Raw genomic sequence first — 21,390 nt, 5'->3', positions numbered from 1 at the left:
GTTCGCTGTGAGCGATCAGCGCCGGGCGTCGGCGAGCACCAGGGCGCCCTGCGGCCGGGCGGGGCGGGCGCGGTCGCGGCGGCGCAGGAACGGCCAGAGGGCGACGCCGGCGGCGAGCGCGGCGGGGTGGCCGACGGCGGTGACCAGGTCGCCGTCGGCGAGCGCCTGACGGCCGACGAACAGCGCGGCACCGGCCAGCACGGCCGCCCGCCAGCGCGGCGGCAGCAGGCCGGCCAGCGCACCGAGGCTGGTCAGCACGCCGTAGCTGACGCCGATGTCCAGCGCGTCGAGGTCGGCGGCGGGGGCGCGGCCGGCCGCGACGGCGGCGACCACGACGGCCTGGGAGAGCAGGGTGGCCCCGACGTGCCCGGTGGCGAGGACGCCGGCCGCCCGCAGCCCGCCGATCCGGCGCTCCAGCGGGGCGACGGTGAAGAGGAAGGCCCAGAAGTAGGGGAGCCAGACCGGCCCGGCCACCCAGAGGCCACTGAACAGCAGGGCCCGCACGGGGTGGACGAAGAGGTTGTGGGCGTCGCTGCTGGAGGCCTGGTGCAGTCGCTGCACCGTGCCGGGGTCCGCGAAGCGCGCGAACAGCGTGGTGCCGAGCAGCAGGGCGAGGTACCCCAGCGCGAAGGGGTTGCGACGCGGCGTCGGAACACCCCGACCGAGGGCGCGCGCGAGGCGCGACAGTGCCCGGGTGCCGGCCATCGCACCTCCCCGTCCGGGTCTGACGCGCCTTGACGTGCCCACGATACGTCGCGGTCCTGGGAGTCTGCTGAGGAAGTCCTGTGAAGAGTGGAACGATGCATACCGCTTCCCCTTCCCCCTTGGTCCATACCAGCCCTCCGCTTACGCACGAGTAGCCGTGCGGACACTGGGCGACAGCCCGACCGAGGGGTATACGCACCGTTACGGGGGAGATTTTGGGCAGGTAAGGTAGCGGCCCGTGCCCGCCTGAAGTGTCCGGTTCACCTGCCGGAACACATGCGGTGTCCGTACGCTGCGTAGGGGCGGGCCGGGCAAAGCCCACGACGGAACAAGACGACTACGACGCGGAGCCCGCTGTCCCCACAGGCAGCCGGCCCGCAGCCCTGGGGGCGGTGGCGTGACCGTGACAGAAATGCAGCAGGAAACCCTCAACAACGGCCCGGTGGGTACCCAGCGTCGGGTGCTCGTGGTGGAGGACGAACCCACCATCGCGGAGTCCATCGCGGCCCGACTGGGCGCGGAGGGCTTCAAGGTCGCCGTGGCCCACGACGGCCCCGGCGCGGTGGACGGCTTCCACACCTGGCAGCCGGACCTGGTGGTCCTCGACATCATGCTGCCCGGCTTCGACGGCCTCGAGGTGTGCCGCCGGATCCAGGCCCAGCGCCCGGTGCCGGTGCTGATGCTGACCGCCCGCGACGACGAGACGGACCTGCTGGTCGGCCTCGGCGTCGGTGCGGACGACTACATGACCAAGCCGTTCTCGATGCGCGAGCTGGCGGCCCGGGTCAACGTGCTGCTGCGCCGCGTGGAGCGGGCCCAGCAGGCGGCACGGACGCCGGCGCTCGGCAGCCTCCGCTTCGGCGAACTGGAGATCGACCACGTGCAGCGCCGGGTCCGGCTGGGCACGGAGGACGTCCACCTGACGCCCACCGAGTTCGACCTGCTCGCCTGCCTGGCCGCGCAGCCGCGCGCGGTGCTCACCCGCGAGCAGCTGCTCGCCGAGGTCTGGGACTGGACGGACGCCTCGGGCACCCGCACGGTCGACAGCCACGTGAAGGCGCTGCGCCGGAAGATCGGCGCGAGCTGGATCCGCACGGTGCACGGCGTCGGGTACGCCCTGGAGGCCCCGCTCTCCTAGGCGGCGCGGACGGCATGGGCCACCGGGGGGCCCATCGCCGCGCAGAGCCCCACAGGCACACGGACTCGGGACCTGCCATGACCTTTCCTCAGCAACGCAACGGGGACGCCGAGCGCTCCCCGCGCCCCGGCCTGGCCGCGCGCGCCGCGCGCCGCGTGTGGGCCGACATGCGGCCGTTCGACCCGGTCCGCTCGATCAAGGGCAAGCTCGCCCTGCTGGTGATCGTCTCCGTGGTGCTGGCCACCGGGATGGTGGTGGTCGCGATCCGGTCGGAGACCCAGATCCGGATCATCATGATCTTCTCCACCATCGCCTCGCTGCTCTTCATGCAGTTCCTCGCGCACGGCCTGACCGCTCCGCTGCGCGCCATGACGGCCGCCGCCCGGGCGATGGCCCGGGGCGACTACAGCGCCCGGGTGGACGCCTCCTCCCGCGACGAGATCGGCGAGCTGGCCGCCACCTTCAACCTGATGGCCGCCGACCTGGAGGCCGCCGACCGGCACCGCCGGGAGCTGATCGCCAACGTCTCGCACGAGCTGCGCACGCCCATCGCCGCGCTGCGCGGCGTGCTGGAGAACGTGGTGGACGGGGTCGTGAAGCCCGACCCGCAGAGCCTGGGCGCGGCCCTGGAGCAGACCGAGCGGCTCGGCCGGCTGGTCACCCACCTGCTCGACCTGTCCAAGCTGGACGACGGCGTGGTGCCGCTGGACGCCCGCCCGTTCGACGTCCGCCCGTTCCTGGACGGCGTGCTGCGCGGGGTGACCGTGGACGGCGCCACCGCCGGCGGCGCGTACGCCCGGCGCGGCGACCTGCACCTGGCCCTGGACGTCGAGCCGTCCTGCCTGAGCGCGGTGGCCGACGCCGAGCGGCTGCACCAGGTGGTGGCCAACCTGGTCGACAACGCCTGCAAGCACTCCCCGGCCGGCGGCACGGTGACCGTGCGGGCCCGGGCCGGGCAGCGGCCCGGCGCGCTGCTGCTGGAGGTCGAGGACCAGGGCCCCGGCATCCCCGCCGCCGACCGCGAGCGGGTCTTCGAGCGCTTCGGCCGCAGCGGCTCCGCGACCGCGCTCGGCCCGGGCAGCGACGGCGGCACCGGCCTGGGGCTGGCCATCGCCCGCTGGGCGGTGGACCTGCACGGCGGCGAGATCCGGGTGGCCGAGGCCGGTCGCGGCTGCCTGATCGAGGTCACCCTGCCGGGTGAGGCCCAGCTCAGGGCCCGACTCGGCGCCTAGTTGTCACACAACCGGTACAAACATGTCGGACCCGGGCGGAAGATCGCGTCCGGACGGTACCGGCGCCACCTTTTGTCCGATTTAATGGCGGTATCAGCAGGGTGGGGGCCCGGCCGGGTTCCCGCCTTTACCGGATCTCTAACGCGCAGATCCGGCCAAAATCCTGCCCGCCGATGTGATCTGGGCGACGCCTGACCGGTGGGGACTGCGCGATCACTGGTCGGAGGCGTAGCCTTAATCCCCGCTGTCCAACCATCCAAAAGGAAGCGGAAGAGGGCGGTTGCCCCGATGTCGCCACACCCTGAAACCCCCAGCAGCTCGGCAAGCTCCACTGGCTTCGGCCCCAATGAGTGGCTCGTCGACGAGATCTACCAGCAGTACCTCCAGGATCCCAACTCGGTCGACCGAGCCTGGTGGGACTTTTTCGCCGACTACAAGCCCGGTACCGAGGTGACTCCAGTGACCCAGGCCGCAACCCCGGTCGGCCCCACGCCGACCCCCGTTGCCGCTCCTGCCGCTGCCGCTCCGGCGGCGCCCGCCCCCGCTGCACCGGCCGCTCCGGCTCCGGTCCAGCCGGCGCCCGCGCCGCTCGCCGCCGCTCCCGCCGCCCCGCCGGCGCCCAAGGCCGCCGCCCCGGCCGCGGTCGCGCCCGCCGCCGAGACCGGCCCCGAGCTGGTCCAGCTGCGCGGCCCGGCGAAGGCCGTCGCGACCAACATGGACGCGTCCCTGGAGGTCCCGACCGCGACCTCGGTGCGCGCCGTCCCGGCGAAGCTGCTGATCGACAACCGCATCGTCATCAACAACCACCTCCAGCGCGCCCGCGGTGGGAAGGTCTCCTTCACCCACCTGATCGGCTACGCCCTGGTCCAGGCCGTCAAGGCCAACCCGGGCATGAACTACAGCTACAAGGTGGAGGACGGCAAGACCTACCTGGTCAAGCCGCAGCACATCAACCTCGGCCTGGCCATCGACCTGGTCAAGCCGAACGGCGACCGCCAGCTCGTCGTCGCGGCCATCAAGAAGGCCGAGACGCTCGACTTCTTCGGCTTCTGGCAGGCCTACGAGGACATCGTCCGCCGGGCCCGCGCCAACAAGCTGACCATGGACGACTTCACCGGGGTCACCGTCTCGCTGACCAACCCCGGCGGCATCGGCACCGTGCACTCCGTGCCGCGCCTGATGCAGAACCAGGGCACCATCGTCGGCGTCGGCGCCATGGAGTACCCGGCCGAGTTCCAGGGCTCCTCCCCGGACACGCTGGCCCGCCTCGGCGTCTCCAAGACCATGACGCTGACCTCCACCTACGACCACCGCGTCATCCAGGGCGCCGGGTCGGGTGAGTTCCTGCGCTCGATCCACCAGCTGCTGCTGGGCGAGAACGGCTTCTACGACGAGGTCTTCGAGTCGCTGCGGATCCCGTACGAGCCGGTCCGCTGGGCGACCGACGTCGCCGCCACCCACGACGACGAGGTCAACAAGACCGCCCGCGTCATGGAGCTGATCCACGCGTACCGCGTGCGCGGCCACCTGATGGCCGACACCGACCCGCTGGAGTACAAGCAGCGCAAGCACCCCGACCTGGACGTCGTCCAGCACGGCCTCACCCTGTGGGACCTGGAGCGCGAGTTCGCGGTCGGCGGCTTCGGCGGCCAGAAGATGATGAAGCTCCGCGACATCCTCGGTCTGCTGCGCAACACCTACTGCCGCACCGTCGGCATCGAGTACATGCACATCCAGGACCCGAAGCAGCGCAAGTGGCTGCAGGAGCGCCTGGAGAAGCCGTACACCAAGCCCGAGCGCGAGGAGCAGCTGCGCATCCTGCGCCGGCTGAACTCGGCCGAGGCCTTCGAGACCTTCCTGCAGACCAAGTACGTCGGGCAGAAGCGTTTCTCGCTGGAGGGCGGCGAGTCCCTCATCCCGCTGCTGGACGCGACCATCGACTCGGCGGCCGAGCACCGCCTGGACGAGGCCGTCATCGGCATGGCCCACCGCGGCCGCCTGAACGTGCTGGCCAACATCGTCGGCAAGCCGTACGGCCGGATCTTCGGCGAGTTCGAGGGCAACCTCGACCCGAAGTCCATGCACGGCTCCGGCGACGTCAAGTACCACCTGGGCGCCGAGGGCACCTTCACCGGCCTGGACGGCGAGACCATCAAGGTGTCGCTGGCCGCCAACCCGTCCCACCTGGAGACGGTCGACCCGGTCGTCGAGGGCATCGCCCGCGCCAAGCAGGACATCCTGGACCAGGGCGGCACGACCTTCCCGGTGCTGCCGATCCAGGTCCACGGCGACGCGGCCTTCGCCGGCCAGGGCGTGGTCGCGGAGACCCTGAACATGTCGCAGCTGCGCGGCTACCGCACCGGCGGCACCGTGCACATCGTGGTGAACAACCAGGTCGGCTTCACCGCCGCCCCGGCGTCCTCGCGCTCCTCGATGTACTGCACCGACGTGGCCCGCATGATCGAGGCCCCGATCTTCCACGTGAACGGCGACGACCCGGAGGCCGTGGTCCGCGTCGCGCGGCTCGCCTTCGAGTTCCGCCAGGCGTTCCACAAGGACGTCGTGATCGACCTCATCTGCTACCGCCGCCGCGGTCACAACGAGGCCGACAACCCGTCGTTCACCCAGCCGCTGATGTACGACCTGATCGACAAGAAGCGCTCGGTGCGCAAGCTGTACACCGAGGGCCTGATCGGTCGCGGCGACATCACCATGGAAGAGGCGGAGCAGGCGCTCCAGGACTTCCAGGGCCAGCTGGAGAAGGTCTTCTCCGAGGTCCGCGAGGCCAGCGCGCAGACCACCTCCGCCAACGGCCGCCCGGTCGCCGACTTCCCGGTCAACATCCAGACCGGCATCTCCGAGGAGATGGTGAAGCGGATCGCCGCCTCGCAGGTCAACCTGCCCGAGTGGCTGACCGTGCACCCGCGCCTGCTGCCGCAGCTGCAGCGCCGCGCCGCCTCGGTCGAGGACAACACCATCGACTGGGCCACCGGCGAGACCCTCGCCATCGGCTCGCTGCTGATGGAGGGCCACCCGGTCCGCCTGGCCGGCCAGGACTCCCGCCGCGGCACCTTCGGCCAGCGCCACGCGGTGCTGATCGACCGCAACACCGGCGAGGACTACACCCCGCTGCTGTACCTGACCGAGGACCAGGCCCGCTTCACCGTCTACGACAGCCTGCTGTCGGAGTACGCGGCGATGGGCTTCGAGTACGGCTACTCGCTGACCCGCCCGAACGCGCTGGTCATGTGGGAGGCGCAGTTCGGCGACTTCGTCAACGGCGCGCAGACCATGGTGGACGAGTACATCGCCTCCGCCGAGCAGAAGTGGGGCCAGCACTCCGGCGTCACCCTGCTGCTGCCGCACGGCATGGAGGGCCAGGGCCCGGACCACTCGTCCGCCCGCCCGGAGCGCTTCCTGCAGCTGTGCGCGCAGGACAACATGACGGTCGCGATGCCGACCCTGCCGTCGAACTACTTCCACCTGCTGCGCTGGCAGGCGCACAACCCGCACCACAAGCCGCTCATCGTCTTCACCCCGAAGTCGATGCTGCGTCTGAAGGCCGCGGCGTCCGCCACCAGCGAGTTCCTGTCGGGCTCGTTCCGCCCGGTCATCGGGGACTCCACGGTGAACCCGGCGCAGGTCCGCAAGGTCGTCATCACCTCCGGCAAGTTCTACTACGACCTGGAGGGGGCCCGGACCGAGCGCGGTATCACCGACACCGCGATCGTCCGGATGGAGCGGCTCTACCCGCTTCCGGTCGCCGAGCTCCAGGAGGAGCTGGCCAAGTACGGCTCGGACGTCCAGTTCATCTGGGCGCAGGAGGAGCCGGCCAACCAGGGTGCCTGGCCGTTCATCGCGATGAACCTGGTCGACCACCTGCAGGTCGTCATCGGCCGCAGCGCCAACGGCGGTGCGCGTCTGCGCCGCGTCGCCCGCACGGCCTCCTCCGCCCCGGCGGTGGGTTCGGCCAAGCGGCACGCCGCGGAGCAGCAGGCCATCGTCGACGAGGTCTTCTCGATCTGACCCCGGTCGTCCGCCGAGGCCCGGCCCCCGCACCGCGCGGGGGCCGGGCCTCCGGCGTTCCGGCCGGCGCCCGCCGCTGAGCCCCCGTCAGCCGCCGGACGGGGGGCCGCTACGGTATGGCGGTCACCGCGTGTGCTCACTGGGGGAATCTCGCATGTCCGATCCGCTGCCGCCGCCCGTCTTCCGTCCGCTGCTCGCCGAGGACCCGGCCGAGGTCGGCGGCTACCGGCTGTACGCCCGGCTGGGAGCCGGCGGCATGGGCCGGGTCTACCTCTCGTACACGCCGGGCGGGCGTCCGGTGGCGCTCAAGGTGGTGCGCCCGGAGTTCGCCGAGGACGCGGAGTTCCGCCGCCGGTTCGCCCAGGAGGTGCTGAACGCCCGGCGGATCCACGGCCTCTACACCGCGCAGGTGATCGACTCCGGCCTCGATGCCGAGGCGCCCTGGCTGGTCACCGCGTACGTGCCCGGACCGTCCCTGCAGCAGGTGGTCCGCGAGCACGGCGCGCTGCCGGTCCGGACCGTGCTGCTGCTGCTCGGCGGGATCGCCGAGGCGCTGCAGGCCATCCACGGCGTCGGGGTGGTCCACCGGGACCTCAAGCCGGCCAACGTGCTGATCGCGGGCGACGGACCGCGGGTGATCGACTTCGGCATCGCCCGCGCGGCCGACGCCACCGCGCTGACCGGCACCGGCTTCCGGATCGGCTCGCCCGCCTTCATGGCCCCCGAGCAGGCGCAGGGCCACCCGGTCACCCCGGCCACCGACGTGTTCGCGCTCGGTGCGCTGGCCGCGTACGTGGCGGGCGGCGTCCCGCCGTTCGGCGAGGGCCCGGAGACCGCCGTGCTGTACCGGGTGGTGCACGAGGAGCCGGTGCTCGACGGCGTCCCGGCCGAGCTGCGCGGCCTGGTGCTGCGCTGCCTGGCCAAGCGGCCGGAGGACCGGCCCGCGCCCGCCGAGATCATCGAGGTCGCCCGCGCGCACCCGGCGGTCGGCGGTCTGCTGCGGTTCGGCGACGACTGGCTGCCGGCCGGGGTCGGCTCCGAGTTCACCCGGCGCTCCGACCTGCCGCACACTCCCCCGGCGCCGCTGCCGGCGACGCCCGCCGGCCCGCCGACCGCCCCGGTCACCGCGCTGGCCTCCGGCCCGCCCGCACCGGCCGCACCGCCCGCGCCGCCCGCCGCCGGTTTCGGCCCGCCCCCGGCCGGTTTCGGCCCACCGCCGGCCGGCGCGTACGACACGGCGCCGGCGGCCGCTGCGCCCGAGCCCGCGCCCCGGCGCGGGGGCGTCTCCTGGAAGACCCTGCTGGCCGTCTCGGTGGTCATGGTGCTGGCCGGCACCGCGGCCGGGGTGGCACTGTCGGGCCGGGCGGACAGGGGCGGCGCGTCCACCGGCGGCGCCACGGGCGGCTCCGCCGGCGGCGCCACGGGCGGCTCCGCCGGCGCCGCGCAGAGCCCGCAGGGGACCGCCCAGGACGGCGCCACCAAGGGCCGCTACACCGAGGTGTACCGGGACCGGGAGCTGCACAACCCGGACTACACCTACAGCTTCGACCTGGCGGCCGGAAAGGTGGTCGCCGACGGGACGAACCCGGCCTGGAAGCTGGAGCCCGGCCTCGGCCGTTTCACCTGGTCCAGCAGCTCGGACGTGTTCGTCTCCCGCGAGGGCGGCCTGACGCCCGAGCAGTGCGCGGCCGGGGTCGACCGGGCCCCGGTGACCGACCTCGCCTTCGACGCGCTGCCGGTCGGCCGGGTGTTCTGCGTCCGCAACCGGGTCAACGGCGGGGTCGCCGTGGTCACGGTGCTGGAGCAGGGCAACCGGAGCACGGCGGAGATCCGGCTGTCGGCCGGCTACTACCGCTACGACGGCTGACCCGGCCGTTCTATCCTGACGGGGTCACACCCCCATCGCACCGGAGCACACCGTGTACTTCACCGACCGCGGCATCGAGGAGTTGGCGGGCCGACGCGGCGACGAGGAGGTCACTTTCGAGTGGCTGGCCGAGCGTCTGCGCGAGTTCGTCGACCTCAACCCCGATTTCGAGGTCCCGGTCGAGCGGCTGGCCACCTGGCTGGCTCGCCTCGACGACGAGGACGACGAGTAGGACCGAGCAGGACCCGCACCGACACGGCCCGGGAGGCGATCGCCTCCCGGGCCGTTCGTCGTTCCGGGGGTGCTTGACAACTCCAGAACGCGATATATCGTGAATGACAGAGGAACGCGATACATCGCGAACGGGAGGACGGGACAGCCATGACCCAGTGGACGGTCAGCGAGACGACGAAGATCAGCTCCGAGGAGCCGGTCTCCACCCTGCACGTACGGATCATCGAGGGCGCCGTCAACGTGGTGCCCACCGACGGCCCGGCCCGGCTGGAGGTCAGCGAGCTCAAGGGCGAGCCGCTCCAGGTCACCCTGGAGGACGGCGTGCTCACCGTCACCTACAAGGACCTCAGCTGGGGCGAGTTCGGCGACGCGGTGAAGTCCGTGCAGTCCGCCAAGCAGTTCTTCGGCACGCTGCGCCGCCGCCGCAAGGCCGTGGTCTCGCTGGCCGTCCCGGCCGACGCCACCGTGAAGATCGGCACGATCTCCGCCGACGCGACCGTCTCCGGCATCACCGGCGAGGTCTCGGTGCAGGGCGCCAGCGGCGGCACCACGCTGGTCGGCCTCTCCGGCCCGACCCAGGTCAACACCGTCTCCGGCGACGTCGACGCCGAGGACCTGGCCGGCGAGCTGCGGGTCAACACCGTCTCCGGCGCGCTCACCCTGGTCGCCGGCCTCGCCGAGAAGATCCAGGCCAAGTCGGTCAGCGGCCGCATCACCCTCGACGTGGAGGCGACCACCCCCACCGACATCTCGGTGGGCACCGTCTCCGGCGCCGTCGGCATCCGGCTGCCCTCGCTCGCCGACGCCAAGGTCGAGGCCGGCACCACCACCGGCCAGCTCTCCAGTACCTTCGAGGAGCTCACCCTGGTCTCCAGCTGGGGTGCCAAGCGGCTCAGCGGTCAGCTCGGCAACGGCGCCGGCCGCCTCCAGGCCACCACCGTGACCGGCCCGGTGACCATCCAGCGCCGCCCCGACACCGACGAGGACGCCGCCGCCGCGCCGAAGGAGCTCCCCGCCCCGGCCGACCTCGGCAAGACCGACCTCAGCAAGGAGCTGTGACATGACCCCCGTCTTCGGCCACGGCCGGCTGCGCCTGTACCTGCTGAAGCTGCTCGACGAGAGCCCCCGGCACGGCTACGAGGTGATCCGTCTGCTGGAGGAGCGCTTCCAGGGCCTGTACGCGCCCTCGGCCGGCACCGTCTACCCCCGGCTGGCCAAGCTGGAGGCCGAGGGGCTGGTCGCGCACTCCACCGAGGGCGGCCGCAAGGTGTACCGGCTGACCGACGCGGGCCGCGCCGAGCTGGCCTCCCGGCAGGGCGAGCTCGCCGAGCTGGAGCAGGAGATCCGCGACTCGGTCGCCGAGCTCGCCGGGGCGATCCGCGAGGACGTCCGGGACAGCGCCAAGGACCTGCGCGCCCAGCTCTGGCCGGACGCCGAGCAGGCACCGCGCACCGGCCGCCGGGCCGGCGACCCGTGGGCCGGGCCGTGGGGCGACAAGGAGTCCTGGCAGCGCGCCAAGGACGAGTTCGCCCAGTTCAAGGCGCAGGCGAAGGAGCAGGCCAAGCGCGCCAAGGAGCAGGAGCGGGCCGCCAAGGAGCAGGCCCGCGCCGCCGAGGCCGAGGCCAAGCGGCTGCGCGAGCAGTCCAAGGCCGCCCGCACGGCCGCGCAACAGGAGGCCCTGCGGCTGAAGAAGCGGATCGAGGAGCAGATCCGCGAGCACACCTCCCGCGGCGACTGGTCCACCGGCCTCAGCGAGGGCCTGGCCGAGCTCACCCGCGGCCTCGGCTCGCTCGCCGACGCCGCGAAGTGGGGCCACCCCACCGCCGAGGAGCAGCTGAAGTCGGTCCGGATCGACCTCGACAAGGAGGCCCCGGCCGAGCTCCCCGACTGGGCCCGCACCGACCCCGCCGGCGACCCGGCCCGCGAGCTGGAGCGCCTGCTCGACCGCTTCCGCGACCGCGTCCGCGACGCCGCCCGCGACCACGGCGTCACCGCCGCCCAACTGACCCGCGCCCAGGCCGTGCTCGCCGCCGCGGTGGAGAAGCTCGACGCCGGCTCCTGACCGAGGACGTGCCACCCCGCGGCCTCCGTCGCCCGCTCGCAGCGGGCGACGGAGGCCGCGGTGCCGCTCAAAGGCTCAGGGGCTCAGGGGGTCAGGACGAGCTTGCCGAAGACGTCGCCCTTGGCGAGGCGGGCGAAGGCGTCGCGGGCCGCGTCGAGCGGCTGGACGGAGTCGATCACCGGGCGGACGCCGGTGTTGGCGCAGAGCGCCAGCAGGCCGGCGAGCTCCTCCTTGGTGCCCATGGTGGAGCCGACCACCTTGAGCTCCAGGAAGAAGATCCGGTTCAGCTCGGCGGCCTTCGGGTTCGGGCCGCTGGTGGCACCGGAGATCACGATCGTGCCGCCGGGCTTGAGCGCCTTGACGGAGTGGGACCAGGTGGCGGCGCCGACCGTCTCCATCACGGCGTCCACCCGCTCGGGCAGCCGGGCACCGGACTCGAACGCGGCGTCCGCACCCAGCTCGACCGCCCGGGCCCGCTTGGCCTCGTCCCGGCCGGTCACCCAGACCCGCAGGCCGGCGGCCTTGCCGAGCACCACCAGCGCGGTGGACACACCGCCGCCCGCGCCCTGCACCAGCACGGTGTCGCCGGGCTTCACCCCGGCGTTGGTGAACAGCATCCGGTACGCCGTCAGCCAGGCGGTGGGCAGGCACGCGGCCTCCGCGAAGGAGAGCTCGGCCGGCTTCGGCAGCAGGTTCCAGGTCGGGACGGCGACGCGCTCGGCGAAGGTGCCCTGGTAGCGCTCGGTCAGGATGGAGCGCGGTTCGGCCGGGCCGACGCCGTGGCCGCTCTGGCCGATCACCGAGTGGATGACCACCTCGTTGCCGTGCTCGTCGACGCCGGCGGCGTCGCAGCCGAGGATCATCGGCAGCCGCTCGGCGGGCAGGCCCACGCCGCGCAGCGACCACAGGTCGTGGTGGTTGAGGGTGGCGGCCTTGACGGTCACCACGCTCCACCCGGGGCGCGCCTGGGGCTCGGGCAGTTCGCCCAACTCCAGCCCGCTCAGCGGGTCGTCGGCGTCGATACGTGCGGCGTAGGCAGCGAACATGTCCCGGACGATAGCCGGGAACGGGCGGGGCCCGGTACCACGCGGGTGTGTGAGTCTCACCGCGTGTCCCGGGCCCCGGAACCGTGCTATCGCGTTACCGGCGCGCGACGCCCTCGGCGCGGGCGGCCTCGGCGACGGCCTTGGTGACGGCCGGGGCGACCCGCTCGTCGAACGGGGACGGGATGACCTTCTGCGGGGTCAGCTCGTCGGCGACGACACCGGCCAGCGCCTTGGCGGCGGCCAGCTTCATGCCCTCGGTGATCCGGGTGGCCCGGACCGACAGCGCGCCCGCGAAGATGCCGGGGAAGGCGAGCACGTTGTTGATCTGGTTGGGGAAGTCCGAGCGCCCGGTGGCCACGACGGCCGCGTACTTGTGGGCGACCTCGGGGTGGATCTCCGGGGTGGGGTTGGCCATCGCGAAGACGAAGCAGCCCTCGGCCATGGTCGCCACGACGTCCTCGGGGACGGTGCCGCCGGAGACGCCGATGAAGACGTCCGCGCCGTTCAGCGCGTCGGCCAGCGAGCCCTTGACGCCGGTGCGGTTGGTCAGCGCGGCGATCTCGGCCTTGACGTCCGTCAGGTCGCCGCGGCCCTCGTACACCACGCCCTTGCGGTCGCAGACCGAGACGTCGCCGATGCCGGCGGCGACCAGCATCTTGGCGATGGCGATGCCCGCGGCGCCGGCGCCGGAGATCACGGCGCGCAGCGAGGAGATCTCGCGGCCGGTGACCTTGGCGGCGTTCCACAGCGCGGCGGTGGTGACGATCGCGGTGCCGTGCTGGTCGTCGTGGAAGATCGGGATGTCCAGGGCGTCCTGGAGCCGGCGCTCGATCTCGAAGCAGCGCGGGGCGGAGATGTCCTCCAGGTTGACGCCGCCGAAGGACGGGGCGAGCCGCACCACGGTCTCGACGATCTCGTCGACGCCGGTGCAGGCCAGCGCGATCGGAACGGCGTCCACGCCACCGAACTGCTTGAAGAGGATCGCCTTGCCCTCCATCACGGGCAGCGAGGCCTCGGGGCCGATGTCGCCCAGGCCCAGCACCGCGGTGCCGTCGGTGACCACGGCGACGGTGTTGGACTTCCAGGTGTAGTCGTTGACCAGCTCGGGCTGCTCGGCGATGGCGGTGCAGACCCGGGCGACGCCCGGGGTGTAGGCGAGGGACAGGTCGTCCGCGTCGCGCACCGGCACGGTGGCACGGACCTCCATCTTGCCGCCGCGGTGGAGCGCGAAAACGGCGTCGACCGGGTCCTCGGTCGTGTCCTGGGTGTTGGGGTGGATGATCTCCGCTGCCACGATGACCTCTTCGTCAATGTTCAGCGAGAGCGCAACGAACCCGACGGCAGCCGTCGGGCGGCGCCCTCGGTTGAGGGTTTTATGGGTGTTCTGCGCTGTGTTACTGCCGGCTGTACCCAGGCTCGGCCGGCCGGAGTCGGCAATGTGACGGACTCCGCTCGAGCCTAGGTCGGACCACGGCACCGCACCTTGTGCCGTTACGTCCATTTCGCACACCGTTCACGGCGAATCGACCACTTGACGACGGACGGACGTCGGAAGCGTCCGGCCGCCAGCGGCAACTGCCGTCCGGCGTGCACACCCGCAGGAGTGAACGCAGACCCGGAGGGGAGGCGGTGCCTCGGATCCAGAGCCGGCGTACCCGGCTTCCGGTCCTGCGCACCCCGGCTCTGTCGCGAGCCGTCGGTCTGTGTTCAAGCTTCGGGGGTCACCCGATACCAGATTCTGACATACCCGATGCCCGACTCAGCAGGCCGGGATGGCAGGATCCCGTGTTCGACGACCGGAATCCGGCGTTCCGCGTACTCGCGCGGACGTGGACACCCCGCGCCGATCGGCGCGTACCGGCGGGTAACAGCACCACCTCTCCCACAGGAGCACCGCACGTCATGCACGTCCTGCACAACGCCATACGCACCGCCGGCCGGGTCGGCGCCACCGCCGTCGCCGGGTCCGTCCTCCTCACCGCCTGCGCCTCGCCCGCACCGAAGGACCCGAACGAGGAGAAGCTCCACGACCGGCTGCCGGCCGCGGTGAAGTCCGCCGGCGCGATCAAGATCGGCGTGGACCTGAACTACGCGCCGGTCGAGTTCAAGAGCCAGGGCAACAAGCCGGACGGCCTCGACCCGGACATCGCCAACGCGCTGGGCGAGGTGCTGGGCGTCCGGGTGGAATTCGTCGACACCCCGTTCGACAAGCTGCTCCCCGGGCTGCACGCCAAGAACTACGACGTCGTGATGTCGGCGATGACCGACAACCGGCAGCGCCGCGAGGGCACCGACGAGACCGGCAAGCAGGTCACCCCGGGCGTGGACTTCGTGGACTACTTCATCGCCGGCACGTCGATCGTGGTGTCCAAGGGCAACCCGCAGAACATCAACTCGCTCGACGACCTGTGCGGCCGGACCATCGCGCTGCAGCGCGGCACCACCCAGGCGGCGATCATCCAGCGGCAGACCGGGGCGTGCGAGAAGAACCGCAAGCCGATGACCGTGAAGCTCACCGACAGTGACGCCGAGGCGCTGACGATGGTCGGCTCGAACAAGGCCGTCGCCGACCTCAGCGACTTCCCGGTCGCCGCGTACGTCGCCCAGCAGGGCCAGAACGGCGCCCAGTTCCAGGTCGCCGGCGCGCAGCTCCAGGCCGCGCCGTACGGCATCGCGCTGACCAAGGAGAACTCCGAGCTGCGCGACGCGCTCACCAAGGCCCTGGACCGGATCATCCGCAACGGCGAGTACGAGAAGATCCTCAACAAGTGGGGCGTGGGCGCGGGCGCGGCCCAGAACGCCGTGGTCAACGGCGGTTTCTGACCCGCCGGGTCTGCATACTTATACGCAGGGTGACAGGGGCGCAGCATTCGTCCGAATAGCGGACATCCTGGCCCCTTGTTATCCGATTTTGATCTGAATAAGGGTCCGTCCACCGGTACCGAGTGGCAGGATTCCCACAACTCGGATCGCAAAAGCCCACCTCGGCGGAGGGTGGTGCTCGCTTCCCCCGGCGGCGCGCTCCGCCCGACTCTCCCAACAGGAGGAGATCCCCCTCATGACCGCTCGTACCCAGCGCACCCGGCTCGTCGCGGCTGGTGCCGCCCTGGCCGCCGGCACTCTGCTCCTCACCGCCTGCGGCAGCAGCACGTCCTCCACCTCGGGCGGCTCCTCCGGCGCGGCGTCCCCGGCGAGCTCGGTCAAGGCCGCCGCGGCCGACCCCTCGCTGGCCGCGCTGGTCCCGGCCGACGTCAAGTCCTCCGGCAAGCTCGTGGTCGCCGCGGACGCCTCGTACGCGCCGAACGAGTTCAAGGACGACAAGGGCAACATCGTCGGCATGGACGTCGACCTGGCCAACGCCATCGCGCAGAAGCTGGGCCTGACCGCCGACGTCCAGAACGCGGACTTCACCTCGATCATCCCGGGCATCTCCTCGAAGAAGTACCAGCTCGGCATGAGCTCCTTCACCGACACCAAGGAGCGCGAGCAGACCGTCGACATGGTCACCTACTTCACTGCCGGCTCCGCGGCCGCCGTGAAGAAGGGCAACCCGGACAAGATCGACCCCAAGGACCTCTGCGGCAAGAAGGTGGCGGTGCAGACCGGCACCACCCAGGCCGACGAGATCAAGGACGTCCGCAACCCCGAGTGCACCAAGGCCGGCAAGCCGACCATCCCGAACGACGGCGACAAGTTCACCCTGCAGACCGACGTCACCGCCGCCCTGGTGGCCGGCCGCGACCAGGTGATGCTGGCCGACTCGCCGGTCGTGGACTACGCCATCAAGCAGACCAACGGTCAGCTGGAGAAGGTCGGCGACACCTACGACAGCGCCCCCTACGGCATCGTCGTCGGCAAGGGCTCGGAGCTCAGCAAGGCCGTCCAGGGTGCCGTCCAGGCCCTGATCGCCGACGGCACCTACAAGTCGATCCTCGACAAGTGGGGTGTCGCCGCCGGCGCCATCACCACCTCCGAGATCAACGCCGCCAAGAGCTGACCCTCCGCTGCCCGATCCCTGACGAGGCGACAACGTGAACGAAACCGACCAGGGGTCGGTGAAACCGGGACGGCCTGAGACCATCAAGGCCGTCCCGGTGCGCCACCCCGGACGCTGGGCCGGAGTGGCCGTCATCGCCGTACTGGCGGCGATGCTGCTCCACGCCCTGATCAACAACCCGGCGTTCCAGTGGACCGTCGTGACCGACACCCTGCAGAACCCGACGATCATCCACGGCATCTGGGTCACCCTGGAACTGACCGTGCTGTCGATGCTGATGGGCGTGGTGGGCGGCGTGCTGCTCGCCGTCATGCGGCTGTCGGACAACCCGGTGCTCTCCGGCACCGCCTGGGTCTACATCTGGATCTTCCGCGGCACCCCCGTGCTGGTCCAGCTGGTCTTCTGGTTCAACCTCGGCGCGCTCTGGCCGAAGCTGTCGATCGGCATCCCGTTCGGCCCCGAGTTCTGGTCCGAGAACACCAACACGCTGATCCCGGTCTTCACCGCGGCGCTGCTGGGCCTCGGCCTGAACGAGGCCGCGTACATGGCCGAGATCGTCCGTGCCGGCATCCAGTCGGTGGACGAGGGCCAGACCGAGGCCGCGCACGCGCTCGGCATGAGCCGGTCCGCGACCATGCGCCGGATCGTGCTGCCGCAGGCGATGCGGGTGATCATCCCGCCGACCGGCAACGAGACCATCTCGATGCTGAAGACCACCTCGCTGGTCTCGGTGATCGCGCTGGTCGAGCTGTTCACCGCCGGCCACGACATCTACGCCCGCACCTTCCAGACCATCCCGGTGCTGATCGCGGTCTCGATCTACTACCTGCTGATGACCTCGATCCTCACGGTCGGCCAGTACTACATCGAGCGGCACTACGCTCGAGGTGCGAACCGCACGCTCCCGCCCACGCCGATCGAGCGGCTGTCCCGCCTCTTCGGCGGCAAGCCGGTCAAGAAGGCCAAGAACGACGTGGTGCCGGGCGCCGAGGGAGGTGGCCACGCATGAGCGACCTGGTCAAGCCGCAGGCGAGCGAGCAGCCGATGGTCCGGGCCGAGGCCGTGCACAAGTCGTACGGTCTGGTCGAGGTGCTCAAGGGCATCGACCTGGAGGTCAAGCAGGGCGAGGTGTTCTGCCTGGTCGGCCCGTCCGGCTCCGGCAAGTCCACCTTCCTGCGCTGCATCAACCACCTGGAGAAGATCAACGGCGGTCGGCTGTACGTCGACGGCGAGCTGGTCGGCTACCGGCAGAAGGGCGACAAGCTCTACGAGCTCAAGGACCGCGAGGTCGCGCTCAAGCGCCGGGACATCGGCATGGTCTTCCAGCGCTTCAACCTGTTCCCGCACATGACCGCCCTCGAGAACGTCCTCGAGGCGCCGGTGCAGGTGAAGAAGGAGAACAAGGGCGAGGCCAAGGAGCGCGCCATGGCCCTGCTGGAGCGGGTCGGCCTCTCCGACAAGGCGAAGAACTACCCGTCCCAGCTCTCCGGCGGCCAGCAGCAGCGCGTGGCGATCGCCCGCGCGCTGGCCATGAAGCCCAAGCTGATGCTCTTCGACGAGCCCACCTCGGCGCTCGACCCGGAGCTGGTCGGCGAGGTGCTGGACGTCATGCGCGGCCTCGCCGAGGAGGGCATGACGATGATCGTGGTCACCCACGAGATGGGCTTCGCCCGCGAGGTCGGCGACGCGCTGGTCTTCATGGACGGCGGCGTGGTGGTCGAGGCCGGCCACCCGCGCGAGGTGCTCACCAACCCGCAGCACGAGCGCACCCGGGCCTTCCTGTCCAAGGTGCTCTGACCTGCCCGTTCGGCGCCCGTCGCGATCTGCTCGCGGCGGGCGCCGACGCGTACCGGCGCACTGTAATACCCTGGAGGCACTTGGCCCGTTACGGCCCCTGTCGGCCGCTGTGGAAGGACCCCCGTGGAGCTCGCCTCGTACGCCGACTTCGCCGTCCGGCTGGTCAACACCGAGGAACCGCAGCGCGGCACCGACGCGCTCACCACGGTGGACGCGGTGCGCGGCCTGTTCGGCACACCCTCGCGCGCCGCCCAGCTGGCCGACGAGGCCGACCTGCCCCGGCTGCGCGCCGTCCGCACCCGGCTGCGCGGCGTCTTCGAGGCGGCCGCGGCCGGCGAGGAGGTCCGGGCCGTCGACCTGCTCAACAGCCTGATGGTCGAGTACCCGGTCAGCCCGGTGGTCTCCGGCCACGACTACCTGGACGAGAACGGCCGGCCCGACTGGCACCTGCACCTGGCCGACAACGCGCCCACCGCCGCCGCCAACTACACCGCGGTGGCCTGCATGGGCCTGGCCATCCACCTGACCGAGCTGGGCGTCGACCGGCTCGGCATCTGCCAGGCCGCGCCCTGCCGCAACTCCTACCTCGACACCTCGACCAACCGCTCGCGCCGCTACTGCTCGGACCGCTGCGCGACCCGGGCCAACGTCGCCGCCTACCGCGCCCGCAAGCGCGAGGAGGCGCAGCGCGCCGCGCTCGCCCCTCAGAGCTGAGGCGGCCGGGCCGCCACCCCGCCCGGCCTCGGCCACACCCGCAGCAGCACCCGGCCGAGCACCAGCCCGTCCGGGACCGGGCCGTACTCCCGGCTGTCGCTGGTCACCAGCGGGTTGTCGGAGAGCATCCACCAGCCGTCGGCCCGCCGTTCCGCCGCGCGCTTGACCACCAGCAGGTCCTGGCGGAGCGGGTGCCGGAACAGCGCCACCGCGCCGGGCCGCAGCGGCGCGCCGTAGCGGACCAGCACCCGGTCGCCGTCGAACAGGGTGCGCCGCATCGAGGGACCACTGATGTCGACCAGCCCGAACGGTGTCCGGTATCGCACGGTTCAGCCTCCTTCTTTTGCCCTAGGCCCCCGGGGCGACAGCGAATCCGACGAGGCGTAAGGGTAATGTCGGGCGCGGGAAGACGATCTAAGGAAGGACTCCCATGTTCTCTCGTCTGTTTGCTCCGCGGGTCACCGCTCACGCCCACTGCGACCTGCCCTGCGGCGTGTACGACCCCGCTCAGGCCCGTATCGAGGCCGAGTCGGTGAAGGCCACTCAGGAGAAGTACCAGGCCAACGAGGACCCGCACTTCCGTGCGCGCGCCATCGTCATCAAGGAGGAGCGCGCCGAGCTGGTCAAGCACCACCTCTCCGTGCTGCACACCGACTACTTCAAGGCCCCGCACTTCGAGGCGTACCCGGGTCTGCACGAGCTGTTCAACCGTGCCGGCAAGGCCGCCTCGGCCGCCAAGGCCTCCACGGACCCGGCCACCGGCCAGGCCCTGCTCGACCTGATCGCCGAGATCGACGCGATCTTCTGGGAGACCAAGAAGGCCTGAACCCGGCCCTCGCCAAGGCACCCGGCCCCGCACCTCGCGGAGCCGGGTGTCTTCGTATCCGTCCGCAGCTGATCCAACAGGGGGGAACTGCACACCGCGGACGCTTCACGCCGGTCGATCCTGCTCTCCGCCGCCACCGTCGGCGGCCTGGCCCTGGCCGCGACCCCGGCCGCCGCGCACCGCGCGGGCAGCCCGGTCCGGGGCGCGCTCGGGCAGACCTGGGGCGCGCCGGTCGGGGCGGGCGCCGCGGCGACGGTGAAGCTGGTGGCGCCGGGCGTCGCGGCCGTCCCGTCCACGGTGGACGAGCAGCGGCAGGCGGACATCGTCGCCCAGGTCTTCCGGGCCCTGACCGTCGGCGTCCCGCCGGGCGACGGGATGCTCGGGGCCGGGCCGTGGCCGTACGTCGGGCCGGTGTTCCTGTACTGCTGGAGCGACGACGGCGGCGGCGCCGGACCGTTCGGCCTGGTCCGGGTGGACGGCAGCGCGAAGGCCGCACTGGCGGCGCTCACCGCGCTGACCGCGACCGGGGGTGGCTGACCCCGCAGGCGGCCGCTCGCGGCCGGGAAGCGCGGCAAACCCTTTCCGGGTCGCCGCCGGCCGCGAGTACGCTCGCACATATGATCCGCACCGCTGCCGTCACCGACGTCCCCGTCATCCGCTCGATGATCCGCGAGCTCGCCGACTACGAGAAGGCGCTCCCCGAGGCGAAGGCCACCGAGGAGCAGCTGCGCGAGGCGCTGTTCGGCGAGAACCCCGCGGTCTTCGGCCTGATCGCCGAGGACGACGCGTCCGGCGAGCCGGTGGGCTTCGCCCTGTGGTTCCGCAACTTCTCCACCTGGAAAGGCACCCACGGGATCTACCTGGAGGACCTCTACGTCCGGCCCGAGGCGCGCGGCGGCGGCCACGGCAAGGCGCTGCTGACCGAGCTGGCGCGGATCGCGGTGGAGCGCGGCTACGCCCGCATGGAGTGGTCGGTGCTGGACTGGAACGAGCCGTCGATCAACTTCTACAAGTCGCTCGGCGCGGTCGGCATGGACGAGTGGACCACGTTCCGGCTGACCGGCGAGGCGCTCACCGAGCTGGGTTCGCGCCCGCGCTGAGGCGCGCGCGTTCGCTCGTTCCCGTGATCGTCGTCCGAGATCACGACAGAGGCCGGTCGATCGCGGTAACGTCTCGGGCGGATGCACGGCGTTCCGACTGGCCCGGGTGGGTATGGACCGGTACGTACCGCACCACCCCTCTGGACAGTTGGGGCAAGCAGTTGAACCGAGCAACAGGAAGTGCCGAGGCCGTCCGGCCGCAAGCACCGCGCGTCACCCAGGAGGTGAGGGTGTCCCAGATCGACGGCGAGCCCGGAGTGAAGGACTTCGTGGAGGTCCGGCTGCCCGCTGCGGGGGCCTACCTCTCCGTGCTGCGAACGGCCACGGCCGGTCTCGCGGCCCGGTTGGACTTCACCCTGGACGAGATCGAGGATCTCCGGATCGCGGTGGACGAGGCCTGCGCGATCCTGCTCCAGCAGGCGGTGCCGGGCTCGATCCTGAGCTGCGAGTTCCGCCTGGTCGGCGACTCCCTGCGGGTCACCGTCTCGGCGCCGACCACCGACGGCCGTGCTCCCGAGCGCGACACCTTCGCCTGGACGGTGCTCTCCGCGCTGGCCGGCGAGGTCGACTCCTCCGTCGGCGAGGACAACACGGTCTCCATCAGCCTCCACAAGAAGCGCGGCGGGGCGCCGTCCCAGCCGTAGTG

The 21,390-nt window shown here is 71.7% G+C and carries 20 protein-coding genes; 16 read left to right on the top strand and 4 right to left on the bottom strand.

Features of this window, described 5'->3' with window-relative positions:
• Positions 1–15 precede the first annotated feature (15 nt).
• Positions 16–705, bottom strand: a complete 690-nt coding sequence (locus tag ACGFX4_RS00985) for a rhomboid-like protein (protein WP_393069110.1) — start codon at positions 703–705, stop codon at positions 16–18.
• A gap of 412 nt (positions 706–1,117) precedes the next feature.
• Here ACGFX4_RS00985 and ACGFX4_RS00980 point away from each other — a divergent pair, with 412 nt between their 5' ends.
• The 7 genes from ACGFX4_RS00980 (at position 1,118) to ACGFX4_RS00950 (ending at position 11,264) form a co-directional block, all read left to right on the top strand.
• Entirely contained in the window at positions 1,118–1,843 is a 726-nt protein-coding gene (locus ACGFX4_RS00980) for a response regulator transcription factor (protein WP_345698944.1), read from the top strand.
• A 77-nt stretch (positions 1,844–1,920) separates the two neighbouring features.
• Complete coding sequence (locus ACGFX4_RS00975; RefSeq protein WP_393069109.1) at positions 1,921–3,075, top strand: ATP-binding protein; 1,155 nt, start codon at positions 1,921–1,923, stop codon at positions 3,073–3,075.
• A gap of 288 nt (positions 3,076–3,363) precedes the next feature.
• Entirely contained in the window at positions 3,364–7,101 is a 3,738-nt protein-coding gene (locus ACGFX4_RS00970) for a multifunctional oxoglutarate decarboxylase/oxoglutarate dehydrogenase thiamine pyrophosphate-binding subunit/dihydrolipoyllysine-residue succinyltransferase subunit (protein ID WP_393069107.1), read from the top strand.
• A 154-nt stretch (positions 7,102–7,255) separates the two neighbouring features.
• Complete coding sequence (locus ACGFX4_RS00965; protein ID WP_393069105.1) at positions 7,256–8,968, top strand: serine/threonine-protein kinase; 1,713 nt, start codon at positions 7,256–7,258, stop codon at positions 8,966–8,968.
• A gap of 52 nt (positions 8,969–9,020) precedes the next feature.
• The gene (locus tag ACGFX4_RS00960) at positions 9,021–9,200 is read left to right on the top strand and encodes a DUF6104 family protein (RefSeq protein WP_345698940.1); all 180 of its coding nucleotides are present in this window, start codon (positions 9,021–9,023) and stop codon (positions 9,198–9,200) included.
• Between the two features lie 149 nt (positions 9,201–9,349).
• Positions 9,350–10,261, top strand: coding sequence for a DUF4097 domain-containing protein (locus ACGFX4_RS00955; protein ID WP_393069102.1), 912 nt, complete (start codon positions 9,350–9,352; stop codon positions 10,259–10,261).
• 1 nt (position 10,262) lies between these two features.
• The gene (locus tag ACGFX4_RS00950) at positions 10,263–11,264 is read left to right on the top strand and encodes a helix-turn-helix transcriptional regulator (RefSeq protein ID WP_393069101.1); all 1,002 of its coding nucleotides are present in this window, start codon (positions 10,263–10,265) and stop codon (positions 11,262–11,264) included.
• Between the two features lie 83 nt (positions 11,265–11,347).
• On the opposite strand, the gene ACGFX4_RS00945 is transcribed toward ACGFX4_RS00950, so the two are convergent.
• Together ACGFX4_RS00945 and ACGFX4_RS00940 are read right to left on the bottom strand one after the other, a co-directional pair.
• Positions 11,348–12,310, bottom strand: coding sequence for a zinc-binding dehydrogenase (locus ACGFX4_RS00945; RefSeq protein WP_393069099.1), 963 nt, complete (start codon positions 12,308–12,310; stop codon positions 11,348–11,350).
• Between the two features lie 94 nt (positions 12,311–12,404).
• Positions 12,405–13,604, bottom strand: a complete 1,200-nt coding sequence (locus ACGFX4_RS00940; protein ID WP_393069098.1) for an NADP-dependent malic enzyme — start codon at positions 13,602–13,604, stop codon at positions 12,405–12,407.
• Positions 13,605–14,212: 608 nt separating this feature from the next.
• On the opposite strand from ACGFX4_RS00940, the gene ACGFX4_RS00935 reads away from it, so the two are divergent.
• From ACGFX4_RS00935 to ACGFX4_RS00915, 5 genes are all read left to right on the top strand, one after another.
• A complete protein-coding gene (locus ACGFX4_RS00935; RefSeq protein WP_393069096.1) occupies positions 14,213–15,133 on the top strand; it encodes an ABC transporter substrate-binding protein in 921 nt (306 codons plus the stop codon).
• A gap of 235 nt (positions 15,134–15,368) precedes the next feature.
• Positions 15,369–16,307, top strand: coding sequence for an ABC transporter substrate-binding protein (locus ACGFX4_RS00930; RefSeq protein WP_393069094.1), 939 nt, complete (start codon positions 15,369–15,371; stop codon positions 16,305–16,307).
• Positions 16,308–16,341: 34 nt separating this feature from the next.
• Positions 16,342–17,316 carry an amino acid ABC transporter permease gene (locus ACGFX4_RS00925; RefSeq protein ID WP_393069092.1) on the top strand — a complete coding sequence of 325 codons (975 nt, stop codon included), beginning with the start codon at positions 16,342–16,344 and terminating at the stop codon, positions 17,314–17,316.
• On the top strand, positions 17,313–18,104 hold the full coding sequence (locus ACGFX4_RS00920) for an amino acid ABC transporter ATP-binding protein (RefSeq protein WP_393069090.1): 792 nt from the start codon (positions 17,313–17,315) through the stop codon (positions 18,102–18,104). Before ACGFX4_RS00925 ends, ACGFX4_RS00920 begins: the two co-directional genes overlap by 4 nt.
• Before the next feature lie 123 nt (positions 18,105–18,227).
• Positions 18,228–18,818 carry a CGNR zinc finger domain-containing protein gene (locus ACGFX4_RS00915; RefSeq protein WP_393069088.1) on the top strand — a complete coding sequence of 197 codons (591 nt, stop codon included), beginning with the start codon at positions 18,228–18,230 and terminating at the stop codon, positions 18,816–18,818.
• On the opposite strand, the gene sodX is transcribed toward ACGFX4_RS00915, so the two are convergent.
• A complete protein-coding gene (sodX, locus tag ACGFX4_RS00910) occupies positions 18,809–19,144 on the bottom strand; it encodes a nickel-type superoxide dismutase maturation protease (RefSeq protein WP_393069087.1) in 336 nt (111 codons plus the stop codon). The genes ACGFX4_RS00915 and sodX overlap by 10 nt on opposite strands.
• Positions 19,145–19,248: 104 nt before the next feature.
• On the opposite strand from sodX, the gene sodN reads away from it, so the two are divergent.
• The 4 genes from sodN (at position 19,249) to ACGFX4_RS00890 (ending at position 21,388) form a co-directional block, all read left to right on the top strand.
• Positions 19,249–19,644, top strand: a complete 396-nt coding sequence (sodN, locus tag ACGFX4_RS00905; protein ID WP_345698930.1) for a superoxide dismutase, Ni — start codon at positions 19,249–19,251, stop codon at positions 19,642–19,644.
• Positions 19,645–19,908: 264 nt separating this feature from the next.
• Positions 19,909–20,181: a hypothetical protein gene (locus ACGFX4_RS00900; protein WP_393069085.1), complete on the top strand. Its 273-nt coding sequence runs from the start codon at positions 19,909–19,911 to the stop codon at positions 20,179–20,181.
• A gap of 80 nt (positions 20,182–20,261) precedes the next feature.
• A complete protein-coding gene (locus tag ACGFX4_RS00895; RefSeq protein WP_393069083.1) occupies positions 20,262–20,744 on the top strand; it encodes a GNAT family N-acetyltransferase in 483 nt (160 codons plus the stop codon).
• Between the two features lie 230 nt (positions 20,745–20,974).
• Positions 20,975–21,388, top strand: coding sequence for an anti-sigma regulatory factor (locus ACGFX4_RS00890; protein WP_345698928.1), 414 nt, complete (start codon positions 20,975–20,977; stop codon positions 21,386–21,388).
• Positions 21,389–21,390 lie beyond the last annotated feature (2 nt).

The organism is Kitasatospora sp. NPDC048365 (assembly GCF_043200835.1).
GTDB lineage: Bacteria > Actinomycetota > Actinomycetes > Streptomycetales > Streptomycetaceae > Kitasatospora > Kitasatospora terrestris.
This window is presented reverse-complemented; position numbering and strand designations above follow the sequence as displayed.

Bases quoted from the DNA above. Each gene is read 5' to 3' on its own strand.
- ACGFX4_RS00985 (WP_393069110.1), bottom strand. From the start codon at position 705: ATGGCCGGCACCCGGGCACTGTCGCGCCTCGCGCGCGCCCTCGGTCGG.
- ACGFX4_RS00980 (WP_345698944.1), top strand. From the start codon at position 1,118: ATGCAGCAGGAAACCCTCAACAACGGCCCGGTGGGTACCCAGCGTCGG.
- ACGFX4_RS00975 (WP_393069109.1), top strand. From the start codon at position 1,921: ATGACCTTTCCTCAGCAACGCAACGGGGACGCCGAGCGCTCCCCGCGC.
- ACGFX4_RS00970 (WP_393069107.1), top strand. From the start codon at position 3,364: ATGTCGCCACACCCTGAAACCCCCAGCAGCTCGGCAAGCTCCACTGGC.
- ACGFX4_RS00965 (WP_393069105.1), top strand. From the start codon at position 7,256: ATGTCCGATCCGCTGCCGCCGCCCGTCTTCCGTCCGCTGCTCGCCGAG.
- ACGFX4_RS00955 (WP_393069102.1), top strand. From the start codon at position 9,350: ATGACCCAGTGGACGGTCAGCGAGACGACGAAGATCAGCTCCGAGGAG.
- ACGFX4_RS00950 (WP_393069101.1), top strand. From the start codon at position 10,263: ATGACCCCCGTCTTCGGCCACGGCCGGCTGCGCCTGTACCTGCTGAAG.
- ACGFX4_RS00945 (WP_393069099.1), bottom strand. From the start codon at position 12,310: ATGTTCGCTGCCTACGCCGCACGTATCGACGCCGACGACCCGCTGAGC.
- ACGFX4_RS00935 (WP_393069096.1), top strand. From the start codon at position 14,213: ATGCACGTCCTGCACAACGCCATACGCACCGCCGGCCGGGTCGGCGCC.
- ACGFX4_RS00930 (WP_393069094.1), top strand. From the start codon at position 15,369: ATGACCGCTCGTACCCAGCGCACCCGGCTCGTCGCGGCTGGTGCCGCC.
- ACGFX4_RS00920 (WP_393069090.1), top strand. From the start codon at position 17,313: ATGAGCGACCTGGTCAAGCCGCAGGCGAGCGAGCAGCCGATGGTCCGG.
- sodN (WP_345698930.1), top strand. From the start codon at position 19,249: ATGTTCTCTCGTCTGTTTGCTCCGCGGGTCACCGCTCACGCCCACTGC.
- ACGFX4_RS00895 (WP_393069083.1), top strand. From the start codon at position 20,262: ATGATCCGCACCGCTGCCGTCACCGACGTCCCCGTCATCCGCTCGATG.